The sequence below is a fragment of the Actinomadura sp. 7K534 genome, assembly GCF_004348575.1.
Lineage (GTDB): Bacteria > Actinomycetota > Actinomycetes > Streptosporangiales > Streptosporangiaceae > Spirillospora > Spirillospora livida.
Window position 1 is genome coordinate 1 of the sequence record NZ_SMKB01000175.1, and the last position, 15236, is coordinate 15236.

General features: G+C 71.6%; 17 protein-coding genes. 8 read left to right on the top strand and 9 right to left on the bottom strand.

Going from position 1 to position 15236, the window contains the following annotated elements; translation table 11 throughout:
* Both E1266_RS38965 and E1266_RS27005 read right to left on the bottom strand, forming a co-directional pair.
* The coding region (locus tag E1266_RS38965; RefSeq protein ID WP_207945943.1) for a class I SAM-dependent methyltransferase at positions 1-242 on the bottom strand (242 nt) is incomplete at its 3' end.
* Complete coding sequence (locus E1266_RS27005; protein ID WP_132051677.1) at positions 239-1162, bottom strand: metallophosphoesterase; 924 nt, start codon at positions 1160-1162, stop codon at positions 239-241. The genes E1266_RS38965 and E1266_RS27005, both read right to left, overlap by 4 nt.
* A gap of 68 nt (positions 1163-1230) precedes the next feature.
* On the opposite strand from E1266_RS27005, the gene E1266_RS27010 reads away from it, so the two are divergent.
* Positions 1231-1683 (top strand): GatB/YqeY domain-containing protein, encoded by a 453-nt coding sequence (locus tag E1266_RS27010; protein ID WP_132051679.1) that lies wholly within the window; start codon positions 1231-1233, stop codon positions 1681-1683.
* Positions 1684-1686: 3 nt separating this feature from the next.
* Here E1266_RS27010 and E1266_RS27015 read toward each other — a convergent pair whose 3' ends face one another.
* On the bottom strand, positions 1687-3984 hold the full coding sequence (locus tag E1266_RS27015; RefSeq protein ID WP_132051681.1) for a penicillin-binding protein: 2298 nt from the start codon (positions 3982-3984) through the stop codon (positions 1687-1689).
* A 326-nt stretch (positions 3985-4310) separates the two neighbouring features.
* Here E1266_RS27015 and E1266_RS27020 point away from each other — a divergent pair, with 326 nt between their 5' ends.
* Positions 4311-4622, top strand: a complete 312-nt coding sequence (locus E1266_RS27020) for a WhiB family transcriptional regulator (RefSeq protein ID WP_131881865.1) — start codon at positions 4311-4313, stop codon at positions 4620-4622.
* Between the two features lie 121 nt (positions 4623-4743).
* On the opposite strand, the gene E1266_RS27025 is transcribed toward E1266_RS27020, so the two are convergent.
* From E1266_RS27025 to E1266_RS27035, 3 genes are all read right to left on the bottom strand, one after another.
* On the bottom strand, positions 4744-5763 hold the full coding sequence (locus tag E1266_RS27025; RefSeq protein ID WP_132051683.1) for a DUF418 domain-containing protein: 1020 nt from the start codon (positions 5761-5763) through the stop codon (positions 4744-4746).
* Between the two features lie 72 nt (positions 5764-5835).
* Positions 5836-6990: an ArsA family ATPase gene (locus tag E1266_RS27030; RefSeq protein WP_132051685.1), complete on the bottom strand. Its 1155-nt coding sequence runs from the start codon at positions 6988-6990 to the stop codon at positions 5836-5838.
* 46 nt (positions 6991-7036) lie between these two features.
* Positions 7037-8032 (bottom strand): ArsA-related P-loop ATPase, encoded by a 996-nt coding sequence (locus tag E1266_RS27035; RefSeq protein ID WP_132051687.1) that lies wholly within the window; start codon positions 8030-8032, stop codon positions 7037-7039.
* 255 nt (positions 8033-8287) lie between these two features.
* On the opposite strand from E1266_RS27035, the gene E1266_RS27040 reads away from it, so the two are divergent.
* From E1266_RS27040 to E1266_RS27060, 5 genes are all read left to right on the top strand, one after another.
* Positions 8288-9334, top strand: coding sequence for a slipin family protein (locus tag E1266_RS27040; RefSeq protein WP_132051689.1), 1047 nt, complete (start codon positions 8288-8290; stop codon positions 9332-9334).
* A 116-nt stretch (positions 9335-9450) separates the two neighbouring features.
* A complete protein-coding gene (locus tag E1266_RS27045) occupies positions 9451-9609 on the top strand; it encodes a DUF4177 domain-containing protein (protein WP_021591512.1) in 159 nt (52 codons plus the stop codon).
* Positions 9610-9658: 49 nt separating this feature from the next.
* Positions 9659-10120: a RidA family protein gene (locus E1266_RS27050; protein WP_132051691.1), complete on the top strand. Its 462-nt coding sequence runs from the start codon at positions 9659-9661 to the stop codon at positions 10118-10120.
* Positions 10121-10309: 189 nt separating this feature from the next.
* A complete protein-coding gene (locus E1266_RS27055; protein WP_132051693.1) occupies positions 10310-11158 on the top strand; it encodes an NUDIX hydrolase in 849 nt (282 codons plus the stop codon).
* A gap of 127 nt (positions 11159-11285) precedes the next feature.
* Complete coding sequence (locus tag E1266_RS27060) at positions 11286-12068, top strand: MBL fold metallo-hydrolase (protein ID WP_229808808.1); 783 nt, start codon at positions 11286-11288, stop codon at positions 12066-12068.
* A gap of 63 nt (positions 12069-12131) precedes the next feature.
* On the opposite strand, the gene E1266_RS27065 is transcribed toward E1266_RS27060, so the two are convergent.
* On the bottom strand, positions 12132-12818 hold the full coding sequence (locus E1266_RS27065) for a Crp/Fnr family transcriptional regulator (protein ID WP_131981365.1): 687 nt from the start codon (positions 12816-12818) through the stop codon (positions 12132-12134).
* 232 nt (positions 12819-13050) lie between these two features.
* On the opposite strand from E1266_RS27065, the gene E1266_RS27070 reads away from it, so the two are divergent.
* Positions 13051-13677, top strand: a complete 627-nt coding sequence (locus tag E1266_RS27070) for a TetR/AcrR family transcriptional regulator (protein WP_132051695.1) — start codon at positions 13051-13053, stop codon at positions 13675-13677.
* A 13-nt stretch (positions 13678-13690) separates the two neighbouring features.
* On the opposite strand, the gene E1266_RS27075 is transcribed toward E1266_RS27070, so the two are convergent.
* Both E1266_RS27075 and E1266_RS27080 read right to left on the bottom strand, forming a co-directional pair.
* Entirely contained in the window at positions 13691-14251 is a 561-nt protein-coding gene (locus tag E1266_RS27075) for a carboxymuconolactone decarboxylase family protein (RefSeq protein ID WP_132051697.1), read from the bottom strand.
* Positions 14248-15129 (bottom strand): SDR family NAD(P)-dependent oxidoreductase, encoded by an 882-nt coding sequence (locus E1266_RS27080; protein WP_132051699.1) that lies wholly within the window; start codon positions 15127-15129, stop codon positions 14248-14250. Before E1266_RS27080 ends, E1266_RS27075 begins: the two co-directional genes overlap by 4 nt.
* Between the last annotated feature and the right edge of the window lie 107 nt (positions 15130-15236).

A 15236-nucleotide genomic window follows, 5' to 3' on the forward strand; every position in this document is an offset into this window, starting at 1 on the left:
GTTCTCCGGCGGGCTCTCTTGAGCATTGTGCGGGAGAGGTCTGCGGCTACGTGGCGGGGGTTGTCGCCTGCTGCTATGCCGCCGCCGCAGGGGATGTCCAGGGTCAGGGCGGTCGGGTCCTGGGCGGCTATCAATCTTCTTAGGTGGTTGATGTCGTAGGACCAGAGGGCGCGGGCTCCCAGGCGGGAGAGCGCGGGGTTCTGGACGGCTATGTCGTAGAGGGTCGCGATCCGCGGGTTCACTTGCGGGGGACGAGGGTGAGGAGCGACGCCTCCGGGGGGCAGCAGAAGCGCATGGGGGCCTTCGGGGACGTGCCCAGGCCGGCGGAGACGTGGAGCCAGGAGCCCTGGTGCTTGTGCAGGCCCTTCACGCGCGGGCGGTCGATGCCGCAGTTGGTGGCCAGGGCGCCGTAGAAGGGGACGCAGACCTGGCCGCCGTGGGTGTGGCCCGCCAAGAGGAGGTCGTAGCCGTCGGCGGTGAAGCGGTCGAGGTTGCGGGGTTCCGGGGAGTGCATGACGCCCAGGTGGACGTCGGCCTGGGGGTCGACGGGGCCCGCGATTCGGTCGTACTGGTCGCGGTCGATGTGGGAGTCGTCGATGCCGCCGAACTCGACGTCCAGTTCGCCGACCTTGAGGCGGCCGATGCGGTTGTTGAGGTCGAGCCAGCCGGCGGCCTGGAGGGCGGAGCCGAACTCGCGGTAGGGGAGGTCGGGTTCGCGGCGGCTGCGGTCGTAGTCGGACTTGCTCGTCCGCCAGATGTAGCGCAGGGGGTTCTTCAGGACGGGCGAGAACAGGTCGTTGGAGCCGTAGACGAAGACGCCCGGGCGGTCGAGGAGGGGGCCGAGGGCGTCCAGGAACGGGCCGATGGCGTCGCGGTGGGAGAGGGAGTCGCCGGTGTTGACGACGAGGTCGGGCTCCAGCGCGTCCAGGGAGCGGACCCAGTGGATGAGGCGGGAGCGGCCGGGGGTGAGGTGCGCGTCGGACAGGTGCAGGATCTTCACCGGGGGGCGGCCCGGGGGCAGGACGGGCACGTCGAAGCGGCGCAGGCGGAACCAGTTCCGCTCGATGACCGAGGCGTACCCGAAGGTCGCGGCGCCCGCGCCCAGCAGCCCCAGCGGCACGGCGTAGCTCTTTCGCACGGCTCTCCCTTCCCAGACTCCCATGCTTCCAGACATGGGCACCCCGCGGTAATCCCGATGAGGCTTCCGGTACGGACGGGCATGATGTGACCATGACCCTGAAGGAGAAGCTGGAGACCGATCTCTCGGCCGCGATGAAGTCGCGGGACGAGCTGCGCACGCGCACGTTGCGGATGGCGCTGACGGCGGTGAAGAACGAGGAGGTCGCCGGAAAGCGGTCGCGTCAGCTGTCCGACGACGACGTCGTGAAGGTGCTCGCGCGGGAGGCGAAGAAGCGCCGGGAGGCCGCGGCCGCGTTCGGGGACGCGGGGCGCGAGGAGCAGGCGCGGGCGGAGCGGGACGAGGGCGAGGTGCTGGAGCAGTACCTTCCGGCGCAGCTCACCGACGAGGAGCTGACCGCCCTGGTGGCCGACGCGATCGCCGCGACCGGGGCGGCCGGGCCGCGGGCGATGGGGCAGGTCATGAAGGCCGTGAACCCGAAGGTCGCGGGGCGCGCCGAGGGCGGCCGGGTCGCGGCCGAGGTCCGGCGGCAGCTGGCGGAGTAGCGCTCAGTCGCCGTCCTCGTCGTCGCCTCCCCGGCCGCTGCTCAGGTAGAGGATGACGGTGGTGCCGGGCGGGACCTCGCTGCCGGCTCCGGGTGAGGTGGACACGACCGTCCCCTTGGGCTTGTCGGAGTCGACGGAGCCGGACGCGACCCTGGCCTGCAGGTCCGCGGCCTTGAGCCGGGCGGTGGCGGCGGCGACGGTCCGGCCCTCCACGTCGGGGACCTCGGTGGTGTCGCCGAAGTCGCGGGACGGGGTCCGGAAGCCCGGGGCGGGTTCGCCGGCGAGCGCCCGCTGCATGGACGACTGCCAGATGCCGCCGGGGATGCCCGCGCCGTACACGCCGTACACCTTGTACTTCCAGGGGCTGCGGAAGTCCCAGTAGGCGGTGGCGGCGGCGAGGTTCGGGGTGAAGCCGGCGAACACGGCGCAGGTGAACTCCTCGCAGGTGCCGGTCTTGCCGGCGGCCGGGCGGCCGATGCCGCGGCCCCGGGCGGTGCCCTGGGTGATGACGCCCTGCAGGATCGAGTTGACCTTGTCGGCGACGTCCTCGTCCAGGACCTGCTTGCACTCGTGCTTGGGCAGCTTCAGCCGCTTGCCCTGGTTGTCGACGACCTCCGTCACCGACACGGGCGGGCAGTACTTGCCGCGGGCGGCGAAGCCGGCGTAGGCGGAGGCGAGGCTGACCATGTCGACGTCGTTCACGCCGAGGACCTGGGACGGGTGCGGCAGCAGGGGGTTGCCGTTGCCCTGCTTCATGCCGAACTTCTCGGCCATCTTCACGGCGTTGCAGACGCCGACGCGCTTCTCCAGGGCGGCGTAGAAGGTGTTGACCGAGTGCCAGGTGCCGGTCTTGAGGTTGAAGTTGCCCTTCTCGCTGTCGCCCGCGTTGGAGACGGTCCAGGAGTCGCTCCCGCCGACCATCTTGTTCTTGACCATCTTGCCGTCGAGCATCCCCGTGTAGCGGCACGGCTGGAAGCCGCCGATCGTGATGGTCTCCGGCGAGTTGATCGTCGTGCTGACCGGGATGCCCTGGTCGAGGGCGGCGGCGAGCGTGAAGATCTTGAACGTCGAGCCCGCCGACACGCCGGTGCCGCCGCCGTGGCGGCGGTTCGCCGGGACGTTGATGGTCGTCTTGCCCTTGCCGGGGCCGAACGGCTTGCTCAGCCCGATCGCTTTGACGTTGCCGGTGCCCGGCTCGACCATCGCCTCGGCGGCGACGCGGTTGCCCTTGGGCGGGACGGTGGAGCGCAGGGTCTTGTCGACGGCGCGCTGGGCCTTCGCGTCGAGCGTGGTGCGGATCGTGTAGCCGCCGCGGTTGAGCTCGTTGACGATGTTCTGCTGCTCGTCCGGCTCCATCTGCCAGTACTTGCCGTCCGAGAGGATGTCGAGCATGTCGTACTTCACGTACTCGCAGAAGTACGGCACCTTGCTGACCTGGCAGCCGCCGACCGGGTCGGTGCGGTTCAGCTCGATCGGCTTGGCGGCCTCCTCGTCGGCGGTGGCCTTGGTGATGTGGCCGAGCTGGGCCATCCGGTAGAGGACGATGTCGCGCCGCTTCCGCGCGTCCCGCGGGTTGCGGATCGGGTCGTAGGCGGTCGGGTTCTGGGTGATGCCGGCGAGCAGCGCGGCCTGCCCGAGCTCCAGGTCGGACGCGGGGATGCTGAAGTAGCGCTTGGCCGCGGCCTGCACCCCGTACGCGCCCGCGCCGAAGTAGGCGATGTTCAGGTAGCCCTCGAGGATCTCGTCCTTCGACAGCCGCTGCTCGATGTCGAGGGCGTAGCGGAGTTCGCGGACCTTGCGGCCGACGGTGGGGGCGGTGGCCTCGCGGTACTCCTCCTTCGTCCTGGCGGCGTCGACGAGGAGGTTCTTCACGTACTGCTGGGTCAGGGTGGAGCCGCCCTGCGTCGTCTCGGACTCGACGTTGGACGCCAGTGCGCGGAGGGTGCCCTTGAGGTCGAGTGCGCCGTGCTCGTAGAAGCGCGAGTCCTCGATGCCGATGATCGCCTTCTTCATGATGGGGGCGACCTGGTCGAGCCGGACCGACTCGCGGTACTTGTCGAAGAACGTGGCGATCGGCTTGCCGTCCGAGTCGTACACGACGGTCTTCTCGGACGGCGGCGTGGTCTCCAGCTGGCCGTCCATGTCCTCGAAGTTGTTCGCGGCGTCGCGTGCGGTGATGCCGGCGCTCCCGACCGCGGGCAGTGCGATGAACGCGACGAGGACGCCCGCTACGACTCCCGCCCCGAGCAGTCTGAACAGTGTGGAGGCGGCCTTGACCCGGTCCGAATTAGCAACGCGCACGTGGTCTAGGGTACGCGGGACGAGCAGTGCATTCGGGACAGGTCCCCCGGCGTGACCATCTTCTGCCGCCGCTGACCGGGACGTTCGTCCGTTATGCCCTAAGGATGGCAACCTGCGCCGCGTCTGGCGCGTCAACGACAGGTAACTAGTCCGTTCCGGCGGTATGGCCCCGGTGGGCTATATCCAGAATGGGCCCTCCGGGGACTGTTGAAACGTCCCTCGCTTCCGTAAGTTCTTCCCCACGGCTTTCGTTTGGCGGCCTGACGTCCGCGCCCGTCCGGCCAAGGAGCGCAAATCGACACAGACCCTAGGGGAGTGGGGCCAAGATGTGGATCACGGATTGGACCGCCCGCGCCGCCTGCCGTAACGCGGATCCGGACGCCCTGTTCGTGCAGGGAGCGGCGCAGAACCGAGCCAAGCTCATCTGCCGCGGCTGCCCAGTGCGCACGGAGTGTCTCGCCGATGCCCTCGACAACCGGATCGAATTCGGTGTCTGGGGCGGGATGACCGAGCGGGAGCGTCGTGCTCTGCTGCGGCGTCGGCCGGATGTGCGATCGTGGCGCGCGCTGCTGGAGACCGCGAAGGAGGAGTACGAGCGGTCGGTCGACGTCGACGAGGAGGAACTCGTCGCCAGCTGACCCGCCCGCCGAAGCGGCTCACCGGCAGAGGTTCAAGGACCGACAGGGTCCGAATTAAGAAGCGTGGCACGTAGGCCCGCACCGGACACCCCGGCGCGGGCCTACGCCCATACTCGGCCGGTCAGGAGCTCTCCCGGCCGTCGGCGCCGGGCCGGTCCCGGCGGATCGGGACGAGCCGCCACCAGGTGAGGCAGCGCCACACCCACTCCAGCGGGCCGTAGCGGGCGTGCCGCAGCCACAGGGCGCAGAACGCGAGCTCGACGGCGAACACGCACAGGCCCAGCGCCATGGCCGCCGGGTAGTCGGGTGCCCTGCCCAGGTGCAGCACCTGGTCGGCTGCGACGATCAGCACCGTGGCCCCGATGTAGCAGGTCAGCGCCATCCTGCCGACCGGTGCCAGCCTGCGCAGCGCGCGTTCGGCGGGGGTGCGCAGCAGCAGGAGGAGGCCCGCCAGGTACGCGGTGGCGGTCACAAGGCCGGCCAGAGCGCCCAGCCATGCTCCGGCGTCCGTCGTGATCTGCAGGGCGTTCAGGACTAGGGCGAGCGCGGCGCCGACGGTGAAGGCGACAGCGAGCCGGGAGGTCGGGAGGCCGAGCAGCCTCCCGGGGCCGTACCGCTGCACGGCGTACCCCAGCAGGAACAGGCCCGGGATGAACGCGATGCTGCCGCTGAGCGCCAGCGCCGCCGCCGTGGCGACCCCGCCCAGGGCCAGGAGCCAGCGCCGGGGCAGGTACGACGCGGGCAGCAGCACGATGATGCCGATGACCGCGTACGTCAGCAGGATCTCGCGGGGCTGCAGCAGGCGGTGCGCCGCGCCGAAGAGGATCAGGAAGCCCAGCCGCGCCGCCATGATCGTCCTCGGGTCGCGGGCCGTTCTGGCGGCGGCGTCCAGGAACAGCCCGAAGCTCAGCCCGAACAGGAACGCGAAGATCGGGAAGAAGCGCTGGTTCAGCAGGGTCTCGTGGGCCCAGTACGCCGCGCCGGAGCCGCCCGTCGGCATCCCGGTGATGTCGATCGTGTTCGCGAGCGTGATGCCGAAGAGGGCGAACCCGCGCAGGACGTCGATCTCGTCGATGCGCGGCGCGGCGTCCGTGGCGCCCCCGGCCGGGAGCCCGGGGGCTCGTGGCGGCGTCGGCACCATCGACCTCCCTCGCGCAGCCGACCCGGAACCCACCCCATCACGACCGGCGGCCCGCGGGAGCGGCCGCGGGGGTTACGCGGCCGCGGACGGGACGGCGGTCCCGGAGAGGTCCTCGCCCACCCGGCGCAGGCCGTCGAGGTCGTGCACGTCCTCGGCCTGGGCGGGGACGGCGGTCACCGGGACGTTCGGGTGGGTGGACGCGAAGTGGTCGCGGAGGCGGTCCTCGCGTGCGGCGAGCTGCATGCGGTCGGTGTGCAGGCGGAGCAGCGCGGCGGTCAGCGCGTGCTCGCCGCGCTCCTCCAGCGTCTCGGCGGCGGCCTGGCCGCGCGCGGCGGACAGGGCGCCGCCGTCCGCCTCGTGGACGCGGTTGACCACGAGCCCGGCCAGCGGCATCCGCTCCTCGGCGAGGCGCTCCACGAAGTAGGACGCCTCGCGGAGCGCGTCGGGCTCCGGTGCGGCGACGACGAGGAACGCGGTGCCGGGCGTCTGCAGCAGCTTGAACGTCTTCTCGGCGCGCTCGCGGAACCCGCCGAACATCGTGTCGAACGCGGCGATGAAGGTCTGCACGTCCCGCAGGAGCTGCACGCCGAGGACCTTGTTGATGACGCCGGTGAACATGCCGAACCCGGCGCTGATGACCTTGACGCCGAACCGGCCGCCGGTCTTGGCGGGGGCGGCGAGGATCTTCATGAAGCGGCCGTCGAGGAAGCGTCCCATGCGCTCGGGGGCGTCCAGGAAGTCCAGGGCGTTCCGGGACGGCGGGGTGTCGACGATGATCAGGTCCCAGGCGCCGGAGCGGTGCAGCTGGCCGAGCTTCTCCATCGCCATGTACTCCTGCGTCCCGGACAGGCTGGACGACAGCGACTGGTAGAAGGGGTTGGCGAGGATCTGCTTGGCCCGGTCGGGGTCGGCGTGCGCCTCGACGATCTCGTCGAAGGTGCGCTTCATGTCGAGCATCATGGCGTGCAGCTCGCCGTCGCCGTCGATCTCGATCTTGCGCGGGCTGTTGTCGAGCTCCGACAGGCCCATCGACTGGGCGAGGCGGCGGGCGGGGTCCACGGTGAGCACGACGACGTCGCGGCCGCGTTCGGCGGCGCGGACGCCGAGCGCCGCGGCGGTGGTCGTCTTGCCGACGCCGCCGGAGCCGCAGCAGACGATGATCTTGGTGCGCGGGTCGTCGAGCAGCGCGTCGACGTCCAGCGCGGGCGGGGTCTTGCCGGTCGTCATCGGATCCCCTCGATGGTGGTGCGGCCCGGGCTCGGCGGGGCGGGAGTCATGCGGCTCCCTGCTCGCGCAGGGCGGCGGCCAGGTCGTAGAGGCCGGCGAGGTCCATGTCGTCCGGCAGCAGCGGCAGCGTGTAGCGGGGCCGGTCGATCGACTCCAGCCGCTCCTTCTCGCGGCGCTGCAGCGCCGTGCGGAGCGCGTGGTCGGTGGCCTCGGCGGCGAGGATCGCGGCGATCTGCTCGGAGTCGTGCTCCAGGCCGGCGGCCTTCACCCCGCGGACGATCTCGTCGGTGTCGAGGGTGCCCGCCGCGGCGGCGGCGAGGTCGTCCTCGGAGAGCACGGGCGGATGCTCCATGTTGATGAAGACGCCGCCGACGGGAAGGCCCGCCTCGGTGAGGTCGTGGATCCCGTCCATCGTCTCCTGGACGGGCATCTCCTCCAGGAGTGTGACGAAGTGCACGGCGGTCTCGGGGCTGCGCACGACCTTCATGACGGTGTCGGCGTGGTTGCGGATCGGCCCGACCTTCGCGAGGCCCGACACCTCGTGGTTGACGTTCAGGAACTTCGTGATGCGGCCGGTGGGCGGGGCGTCCATGACGACGGCGTCGTAGACGTACGAGCCGTCCTTCCGCTTGCGCCGCACCGACTCGCTGGTCTTGCCGGTGAGGATCACGTCGCGCAGGCCGGGCGCGATGGTGGTGACGAAGTCGATGACGCCGAGCCTGGTCATCGCCTTCCCGGCGCGCTTCAGGCTGTAGAACATCTCGAGGTACTCGATGAGCGCCTCTTCGGTGTCGATGGCGAGCGCGTACACGTCCCCGCCGTCGGGGGCCACGGCGACGCGCCGCTCCTCGTAGGGCAGCGGCGGGCAGTCGAAGAGCTGGGCGATGCCCTGGCGGCCCTCGACCTCGACGAGCAGGACCCTGCGGCCGCCCGCGGCCAGCGCGAGGGCGAGCGCCGCGGCGACGGTCGTCTTGCCGGTACCGCCCTTGCCGGTGACCACATGAAGGCGTACGCCGTCCCAGTCGGTGTCTCTCGCGCTCACCCGATCGACCATATCGTTCACTCGTCAAACACTTCCGAGTGCGGACGGCCTCATGCAAGTGATCCCTGACACGATGTCGCCCTCCCGCGGAGATCGTCCGGCGAACGTTGTACTTCGGCCTGCCCGCGCGGTTAGCTGGGAAACGTGTACCGACCGTGGCCGGTGCCTGGACCTTTACGGGGCCGACGTGCCCCGCCCGGGTTCCGGGCGCTCCCGGGCACGACCCCCGCCGCCCACGTGAGAAAGGTGCCCGTGATGGAAGGACTAATACTCGTCATCCTGCTCGTCGTCCTCGGCGTCGCAGGGGTGTTCCTCTTGTCGTCGATCCGCGTCGTGCAGCAGTTCGAGCACGGGATCGTGTTCCGGCTGGGCAAGGTGCAGCGGGGAGGGCAGTTGCGACCCGGCGCCGTGCGGGCCCCCGGCCTGACGGCGATCATTCCGGTCGTCGAGCGGATGCAGAAGGTCAGCCGGCAGACGATCACCCTGGACGTCCCGGCGCAGGACGGCATCACCCAGGACAACGTGAGCGTCCGGGTCGACGCCGTCGTGTACTTCCGGGTGATCGACCCGGTGAAGGCGATCGTCAACGTGCAGCACTACGGCTACGCGGTCTCGCAGGTGTCGCAGACGTCGCTGCGGTCCGTCATCGGCCAGTCCGACATGCAGGAGCTGCTCGGCGAGCGCGCGAAGATCAACGCTTACCTGCGGGAGATCATCGACGAGATCAGCCAGGGCCCGTGGGGGGTCCTGATCGAACGGGTCGAGATCAAGGACGTCTCGCTGCCCGAGGGCATGAAGCGGTCCATGGCCCGGCAGGCCGAGGCGGAGCGCGAGCGCCGCGCCCGGATCATCACCGCGGACGGCGAGTTCCAGGCGTCCAAGCGCCTCGCCGCCGCCGCGGAGATCATGTCGGAGGACCCGGCGGCGCTCCAGCTGCGGCTGCTGCAGACGGTCGTGGAGGTGTCCGCCGAGAAGAACAGCACGCTGATCATGCCGCTGCCGGTCGAGGTCCTGCGGTTCTTCGACCGCGCCGCCGGCGGGACCCCGCGGGGCGGTGAGGGCGAGGGCGAGCGGGAGGAGAAGCTCGCGCTCGGCGAGCGGCTCGCCAAGGCCGAGGAGGAGCTGGCCAAGGCGGCGGAGCAGACGACGCTGGAGTCCCCGGACGACGTCCCGCCGGTGATCGGCCTGGAGGAGCCGAAGCGGGAGGAGCCCACCCAGGGGGTCTCCGGCCCTCGGGAGGACCGCCAGCGCGGCATCACCGACGGCGGCCCCCAGCCCGGCGGCGCGACCCCGAGCGGCTGACCCCCGGCACACCGTCCGGCCGTGCCCCTGGGCCGCCGGCCGCGGGGCGGCGTGCGCCCCGTGCCGCCGGTGGGTTCGAACGGGGTTCGGGTGAGGCGATCGCTAGGGTGAGTCGCATGAAGAAGTGGGAGTACGCGACCGTTCCGCTGCTGGTGCACGCGACCAAGCAGATCCTCGACAACTGGGGCCAGGACGGGTGGGAGCTCGTCACCGTGCTGCCGGGCCCGAACCCGGAGAACCTTGTGGCCTACTTCAAGCGCGAGGTCCAGTCCTAGCCCGCCCGGTTCCACCCGACCAGCAGTCCCTCGACGAGGAGGAATGGCCATGAGCACGCCCGAAGAACGGATGCGCGAGCTGGGGATCGAGCTGCCGGAGGCGGTCGCGCCGGTGGCGTCGTACGTCTCCACGGTGCGGACGGGGTCGCTCGTCTACACCGCCGGGCAGATCCCCCTGGTCAAGGGCGAGCTGGGCGTCACCGGGAAGGTGGGCGCCGAGGTCAGCGCCGAGGAGGCGGCCCGGCAGGCGCGGATCTGCGCGCTGAACGCGGTCGCGGCGCTGAAGGCCGAGGTCGGGGAGCTGTCGCGGGTCGCGCGGATCGTCAAGGTCGTCGGCTTCGTCGCCAGCGCCCCCGACTTCGCCGGCCAGCCCCAGGTGATCAACGGGGCGAGCGACGTGCTGGTGGAGGTCTTCGGGGACGCGGGCAGGCACGCCCGCAGCGCCGTCGGCGTCGCCGTCCTGCCGCGCGACGTCCCCGTCGAGGTCGAGCTCATCGCCGAGATCGCCTGACCGCCGCGACCGCGCCGGGTGGCGGGGCCTTGACGGAATGACGTTCGGTATGTCCGAATGGGCCGCCATGGGCACAGAAGAGAGGCCGAGCTGAGCTCGGCCTCTCGTGGGTGGGGGCTGGAGGACGGTGAGCCGAGTGGAACTCGTCCGTTGGATGGCGGTGGGCGGGGGCTGGAGGACGGTAGGGCGATGGTGAACGGGCTCAAGTTGCCGGCGGAGTTCCGGGGCCGGGTCGAGGACATCCTCGCGGGCCGGGTCGAGCCCGTCCCCGCGCGGCACTCGGCGACGGTCGCCGTCCTCCGCGACCACGACAGGCACGGGCTGCAGGTGTTCCTGCTGCGCCGCGTCCGGTCCATGGCGTTCGCGCCCGGCGCCTACGTGTTCCCCGGCGGCGCGGTCGACCCGCGCGACGGGGAGGCGGAGCTGGCGTGGTGCGGGCGGCCGCCCGCCGACTGGGGCGCGGCGTTCAAGGCCGACGAGGCGCTGGCCCGCGAGCTGGTGTGCGCGGCCGTCCGGGAGACGTTCGAGGAGACCCTCGTCCTGCTGGCGGGCCCGACCGGGGAGACGGTCGTGGACGACACGCGCGGCGACGACTGGGAGGCCGACCGGCAGGCGCTGCTCGACCGGTCCCTCTCGTTCGGCGATTTCCTCGACCGGCGCGGCCTGGTTTTGCGGTCCGACCTGCTCCGGCCGTGGGCGCACTGGATCACGCCGAAGGTCGAGCCGAAGCGCTACGACACCCGCTTCTTCGTCGCGGCGATGCCGGAGGGGCAGCGGGCCCGGGACGTCAGCACCGAGGCGGACCGGGCGGCGTGGGTGCGCCCGGCGGAGGCCGCCGAGCGCGTGCGCGCCGGCGAGTGGATGATGCTCCCGCCGACGATCACGATGGTGACCGAGCTCGCCGAGTACGACACCGTCGCGGACGTGCTGGCCGCGCGCCGCGAGATCGTCGTCCACGAGCCCACCGCGGAGATCATCGACGGCGAGGCGTACCTCGTCCTGCCGGAGCCGTCGGCGCGCCACTACCCGGGCGGGTGAGCGGAGCGTGCGCGGCGGCAGGGCGCTCATGTGGCGGCTGACGGGCACGTCGGCGCTGCGCCACCTGGAACGACTCGGCTGGAACCCGGTCCGGCACCCCGATCGGGCGTCGGGCAGGATGGGGGATATGACCGAGATTGACGGGATGGGCACCGAGCGGGCGACCTGTGTGCTCGCGGAGAACCCGTCCGCCATGACGCTGGACGGCACCAACACCTGGATCATCGCGGAGCCCGGCTCCGAAGAGGTCGTCATCGTCGACCCGGGACCCAAGGACGGCAAGCACCTCAGGCGCGTCCTGGACACCGTGGAGGCCCAGGACCGCCGCATCGGCCTCATCCTGCTCACCCACGGTCACCCCGACCACTCCGCCGGGGCGGGCAAGCTGGCGAAGCTGGCGGGCGGCCCGGTCAAGGTCCGTGCTCTCGACCCCAGGCACCGACTCGGCGACGAGGGGCTCGCGGAGGGGGACGTCGTCACCACGGGCGGCCTGGAGCTGCGGATCATGGAGACGCCCGGCCACAGCGACGACTCGCTCACGTTCTGGCTTCCGGCGGACGGCGCCGTCCTCACCGGCGACACCATCCTCGGCTACGGGACGACCGTGCTGGAGGGCAGCCTCGGCGACTACCTCGGGTCGCTCGACCGGCTCCGCAGGTTCGCCACGGACGTCGAGGCCGCGACGATCCTCCCCGGGCACGGCCCCAAGCTGGACGACCCGATCGCCGTCCTCGACCACTACATCGACCACCGCCGCGAGCGCCTCGCGCAGGTGGAGTCCGCCGTCGCGGCAGGGGCGACCACCGCCCGCGAGGTCGTCGAGCGCGTCTACGCGGACGTCGACAGGTCCCTCTGGCCGGCGGCCGAGCAGTCCGTCCAGTCCCAGCTGGACTACCTGAACAGCCGCTGACCGCGGAGAGGTCCGCTCCGGCGGGGCGGAGCGGGTCCGCGGCCCGTGCTTGTTCGAGCAGTGCTACTTCGAGCGCTTGCGGAGGCGCTCGATGTCGAGGATCACGACGGCGCGGGCCTCGATGCGGAGCCAGTTCCGCTGCGCGAAGTCGGCGAGCGCCTTGTTGACCGTCTCGCGGGACGCGCCGACGAGCTGAGCCAGCTCCTCCTGCGTGAGGTCGTGGTGCACGTGCAGGCCGGCCTCGGACGGCTGGCCGAACCGCTCCGCGAGGTCGAGCAGCGCCTTGGCCACACGCCCGGGGACGTCGGTGAACACGAGGTCGGCCATGACGTCGTTGGTCTTGCGCAGCCGCTGCGCGAGCGCGCGGAGCAGCTGGACGGCGACCTCGGGGTGCCCGGTCAGCCAGGGCCGCAGGTCGTCGTGGCCGAGACCCGCCAGGCGCACCTCCGTGACCGCTATGGCGCTGGCGGTGCGGGGGCGCGGGTCGAACAGCGACAGCTCCCCGAACATCTCGCTGGGGCCGAGGACGCTCAGCAGGTTCTCCCGGCCGTCCGGCGCCGTCCGGGTCAGCTTGATCTTGCCCTCGAGGACGACGTACAGCCGGTCTCCGGTCTCGCCCTCGTTGAACAGCGTCTGACCGCGGGCGAGACGCACCTCGGTCACGTTGGCGCGCAGCGCCTTGGCGCCCTGCTCGTCGAGGGCCTCGAAGAGCGGGGCTCTGCTCAGAACGTCCACGTCGCGATCGGTCACGCTTCTCCTCCTCGAACACCTACATGCATAGTGTGACGTACGTCCCACCGCGTACGTGAAGGCAGGGTCACGGCGCGCCGAAACGCGGGACCGGGCCCGTCCGGTCTCCCCGGGGCGCCGCGGTCCCGTTCGCCCAGTGTACGGACCATTCGGTGAATGCCATCACACCGGTCTCATCCCCCCTAACCGGACGGCGCCCGGAGGTGTAGGGGCGGTGCCTTAACCTGATCGGATGGTCCAGTCGTCGCCGCGCAGGCTCCCCCGGGGGCGCCACGCGCTGTCCCGCGGGGAGGTCGAGCGGGTGCACCGCGACCGCCTCTGCGCGGCCATGGCGGAGGCGATGACGGAGAAGGGCTACGTGGGGACGTCCGTCGAGGACGTCCTGCGGCGGGCCAGGGTGTCGCGGCAGAGCTTCTACGGCCTGTTCTCGTCCAAGCTCGACTGCTTCATGGCGGCGTTCGACCAGGCGAGCACGCTGCTGCGCCGCCAGCTGGAGGGCGCCGCGGAGGGCGGCGGCGACCCGGTCACACGGTTCGAGCGGGCCTTCACCGCCTACTTGGAGGCGCTCGCGTCCGAACCGGGCTACGCGCGGCTCTTCCTGGTGGAGGTCTACGCGGCCGGGCCGGAGGCCATCCAGCGGCGTTCCGAGATTCAGCACGACCTCGCCGACGCGCTCGCGGGCCTGATGGGGCTCAGCGGCGACGCCGCCCGGTTCGCCTGCCAGATCGTCGTGTCGGCGGTGGGCGCGATGGTGACGCCCGCGGTCGCGGCGGGCGACATGGAGGCGCTGCGGGCGGTCGGACCGCCGGTCGTCGAGCACGTGCGCCTCCTCCTGCGCTCCGGCGCGCTGGACGCCTGAGCGCGTCCGGAGGTCAGTGGCCCTTGGCGCCCGCGCGGGCGGGGCGGTCGGGCTGGACGCGCAGGGTGGTGATCGCGGTGGCGAGCATCTCGTAGTGCCCGGCGAGCATCGTCAGCTCGACGCACTCCGCCTCGGTGAGGTGGGTGCGGAGCCGCGTCCAGGCTTCGTCGTCGATGTCCTGCCTGTGGTGGAGCTGGTCGGCCGCGGTCAGGATCGCCCGTTCGCGCGGGCTCCAGCCGTCCGCGTCCGGCCCCTCCCTGAGGCGCGCGACGTCCTGCTCGCGGACGCCGGCGCGGCGGCCGAGGCGGACGTGGTGGTCGAACTCGTAGCCGCAGTCGCGCAGGTGGGCGACGCGGAGGATGACCAGTTCGGTCTCCCGGCGCGGCAGGGTGCCCCCGGGCATCAGCCGTCCGGCGAAGAACAGCCAGCCGCGGAACAGGCCGCGGCGGCGCGCGAGCGTCATGAACAGGTTGGGCGGTCCCGTCCCGGCGGCTCTGCCCAGCGCCCGGCAGAGCAGCCAGTTCACCACCCCCACGTCGCGGAGCCCGCCGGGGGTGGCGCGGGGCGCCGTCACCGGTGCGACTCCGGTTGCGGCGTGGTGAGGTCCACCTGTTCCTTCCGCGCGATGTCGAGGATCTCGCTCAGGCCGCGCTGGACGACGCGGTCGACGACGGGCTGCACGAGCATCCTGACCGGCAGGATGGGGCCGACGTACCAGGGGGCGACGACGCGCTTGGAGCGCCGCGCGATCCCGCGTTCCAGCGCGTCGATCCCCACCCGCAGCGGGGCGACGTTCGAGATGAGGCTTCCTCCGGCTCCCGCGTTCATGAGGGTCGAGGCGGCCTCGGTGCCGAATCCCCGGCTCGTCATGTCGGTGTCGAGTTCACCGAAGTAGGCCACGCCGGCCTTCGCGCCGTACGGGCGCAGTTCGGCCCTCAGCGTGTTGCCCATCGCCTCCACGGCGGCCTTGGACGCGCTGTAGGCGCCGAGAAGAGGCGCGTTGACGGCCGCCGCCAGGGACGCCACCGCCAGCGCGTAGCCGCGCTCATGGCTGATGTGGGGTCCGGCCGCGCGGAGGGTGTTGTAGACGCCCATCACGTTCACGCGGATGCTCTGATCCATGATGTAGGGGTCGCCGCCCACGATCGGCATCTGCGCGGCCACACCGGCGTTGGCCACGACCACGTCCAGGCCGCCCAGCTTCTCCACGGCGCCGTTCACGACCTCCTCGACCCTGCCGCGGTCGGTGACGTCGCACGTCCACCACGGGGCCTCCCCGCATTCGGCGGCGACGGAGGCGAGCAGGTCGGGCTCCAGCCCGGCGATGGAGACCCGCGCGCCGTGCTCGTGGAGCCGTTTCGCCAGGGCCGCGCCGATGCCGCGGGCGCCGCCGGTGATCAGCACGCGCCGGCCGGCCAGGGTCGCCGTCCACCGGGAGGAGTCGAAAATCATGCGGGAGACCCTAACACAAAAGAACATGCTCGTCTTTTTAAGGAAGGGCCTACCCTGGCGGGATGGCGACCAACGCGGCTCCGAAGGCCGGGCGTACATCGGGGGGC

What these genes read in the sequence shown, in the direction of transcription:
- E1266_RS27005 (WP_132051677.1), bottom strand. Translation starts at nt 1,162, where the DNA reads ATGGGAGTCTGGGAAGGGAGAGCCGTGCGAAAGAGCTACGCCGTGCCG.
- E1266_RS27010 (WP_132051679.1), top strand. Translation starts at nt 1,231, where the DNA reads ATGACCCTGAAGGAGAAGCTGGAGACCGATCTCTCGGCCGCGATGAAG.
- E1266_RS27020 (WP_131881865.1), top strand. Translation starts at nt 4,311, where the DNA reads ATGTGGATCACGGATTGGACCGCCCGCGCCGCCTGCCGTAACGCGGAT.
- E1266_RS27025 (WP_132051683.1), bottom strand. Translation starts at nt 5,763, where the DNA reads ATGGTGCCGACGCCGCCACGAGCCCCCGGGCTCCCGGCCGGGGGCGCC.
- E1266_RS27030 (WP_132051685.1), bottom strand. Translation starts at nt 6,990, where the DNA reads ATGACGACCGGCAAGACCCCGCCCGCGCTGGACGTCGACGCGCTGCTC.
- E1266_RS27040 (WP_132051689.1), top strand. Translation starts at nt 8,288, where the DNA reads ATGGAAGGACTAATACTCGTCATCCTGCTCGTCGTCCTCGGCGTCGCA.
- E1266_RS27045 (WP_021591512.1), top strand. Translation starts at nt 9,451, where the DNA reads ATGAAGAAGTGGGAGTACGCGACCGTTCCGCTGCTGGTGCACGCGACC.
- E1266_RS27050 (WP_132051691.1), top strand. Translation starts at nt 9,659, where the DNA reads ATGAGCACGCCCGAAGAACGGATGCGCGAGCTGGGGATCGAGCTGCCG.
- E1266_RS27055 (WP_132051693.1), top strand. Translation starts at nt 10,310, where the DNA reads ATGGTGAACGGGCTCAAGTTGCCGGCGGAGTTCCGGGGCCGGGTCGAG.
- E1266_RS27060 (WP_229808808.1), top strand. Translation starts at nt 11,286, where the DNA reads ATGACCGAGATTGACGGGATGGGCACCGAGCGGGCGACCTGTGTGCTC.
- E1266_RS27070 (WP_132051695.1), top strand. Translation starts at nt 13,051, where the DNA reads ATGGTCCAGTCGTCGCCGCGCAGGCTCCCCCGGGGGCGCCACGCGCTG.
- E1266_RS27080 (WP_132051699.1), bottom strand. Translation starts at nt 15,129, where the DNA reads ATGATTTTCGACTCCTCCCGGTGGACGGCGACCCTGGCCGGCCGGCGC.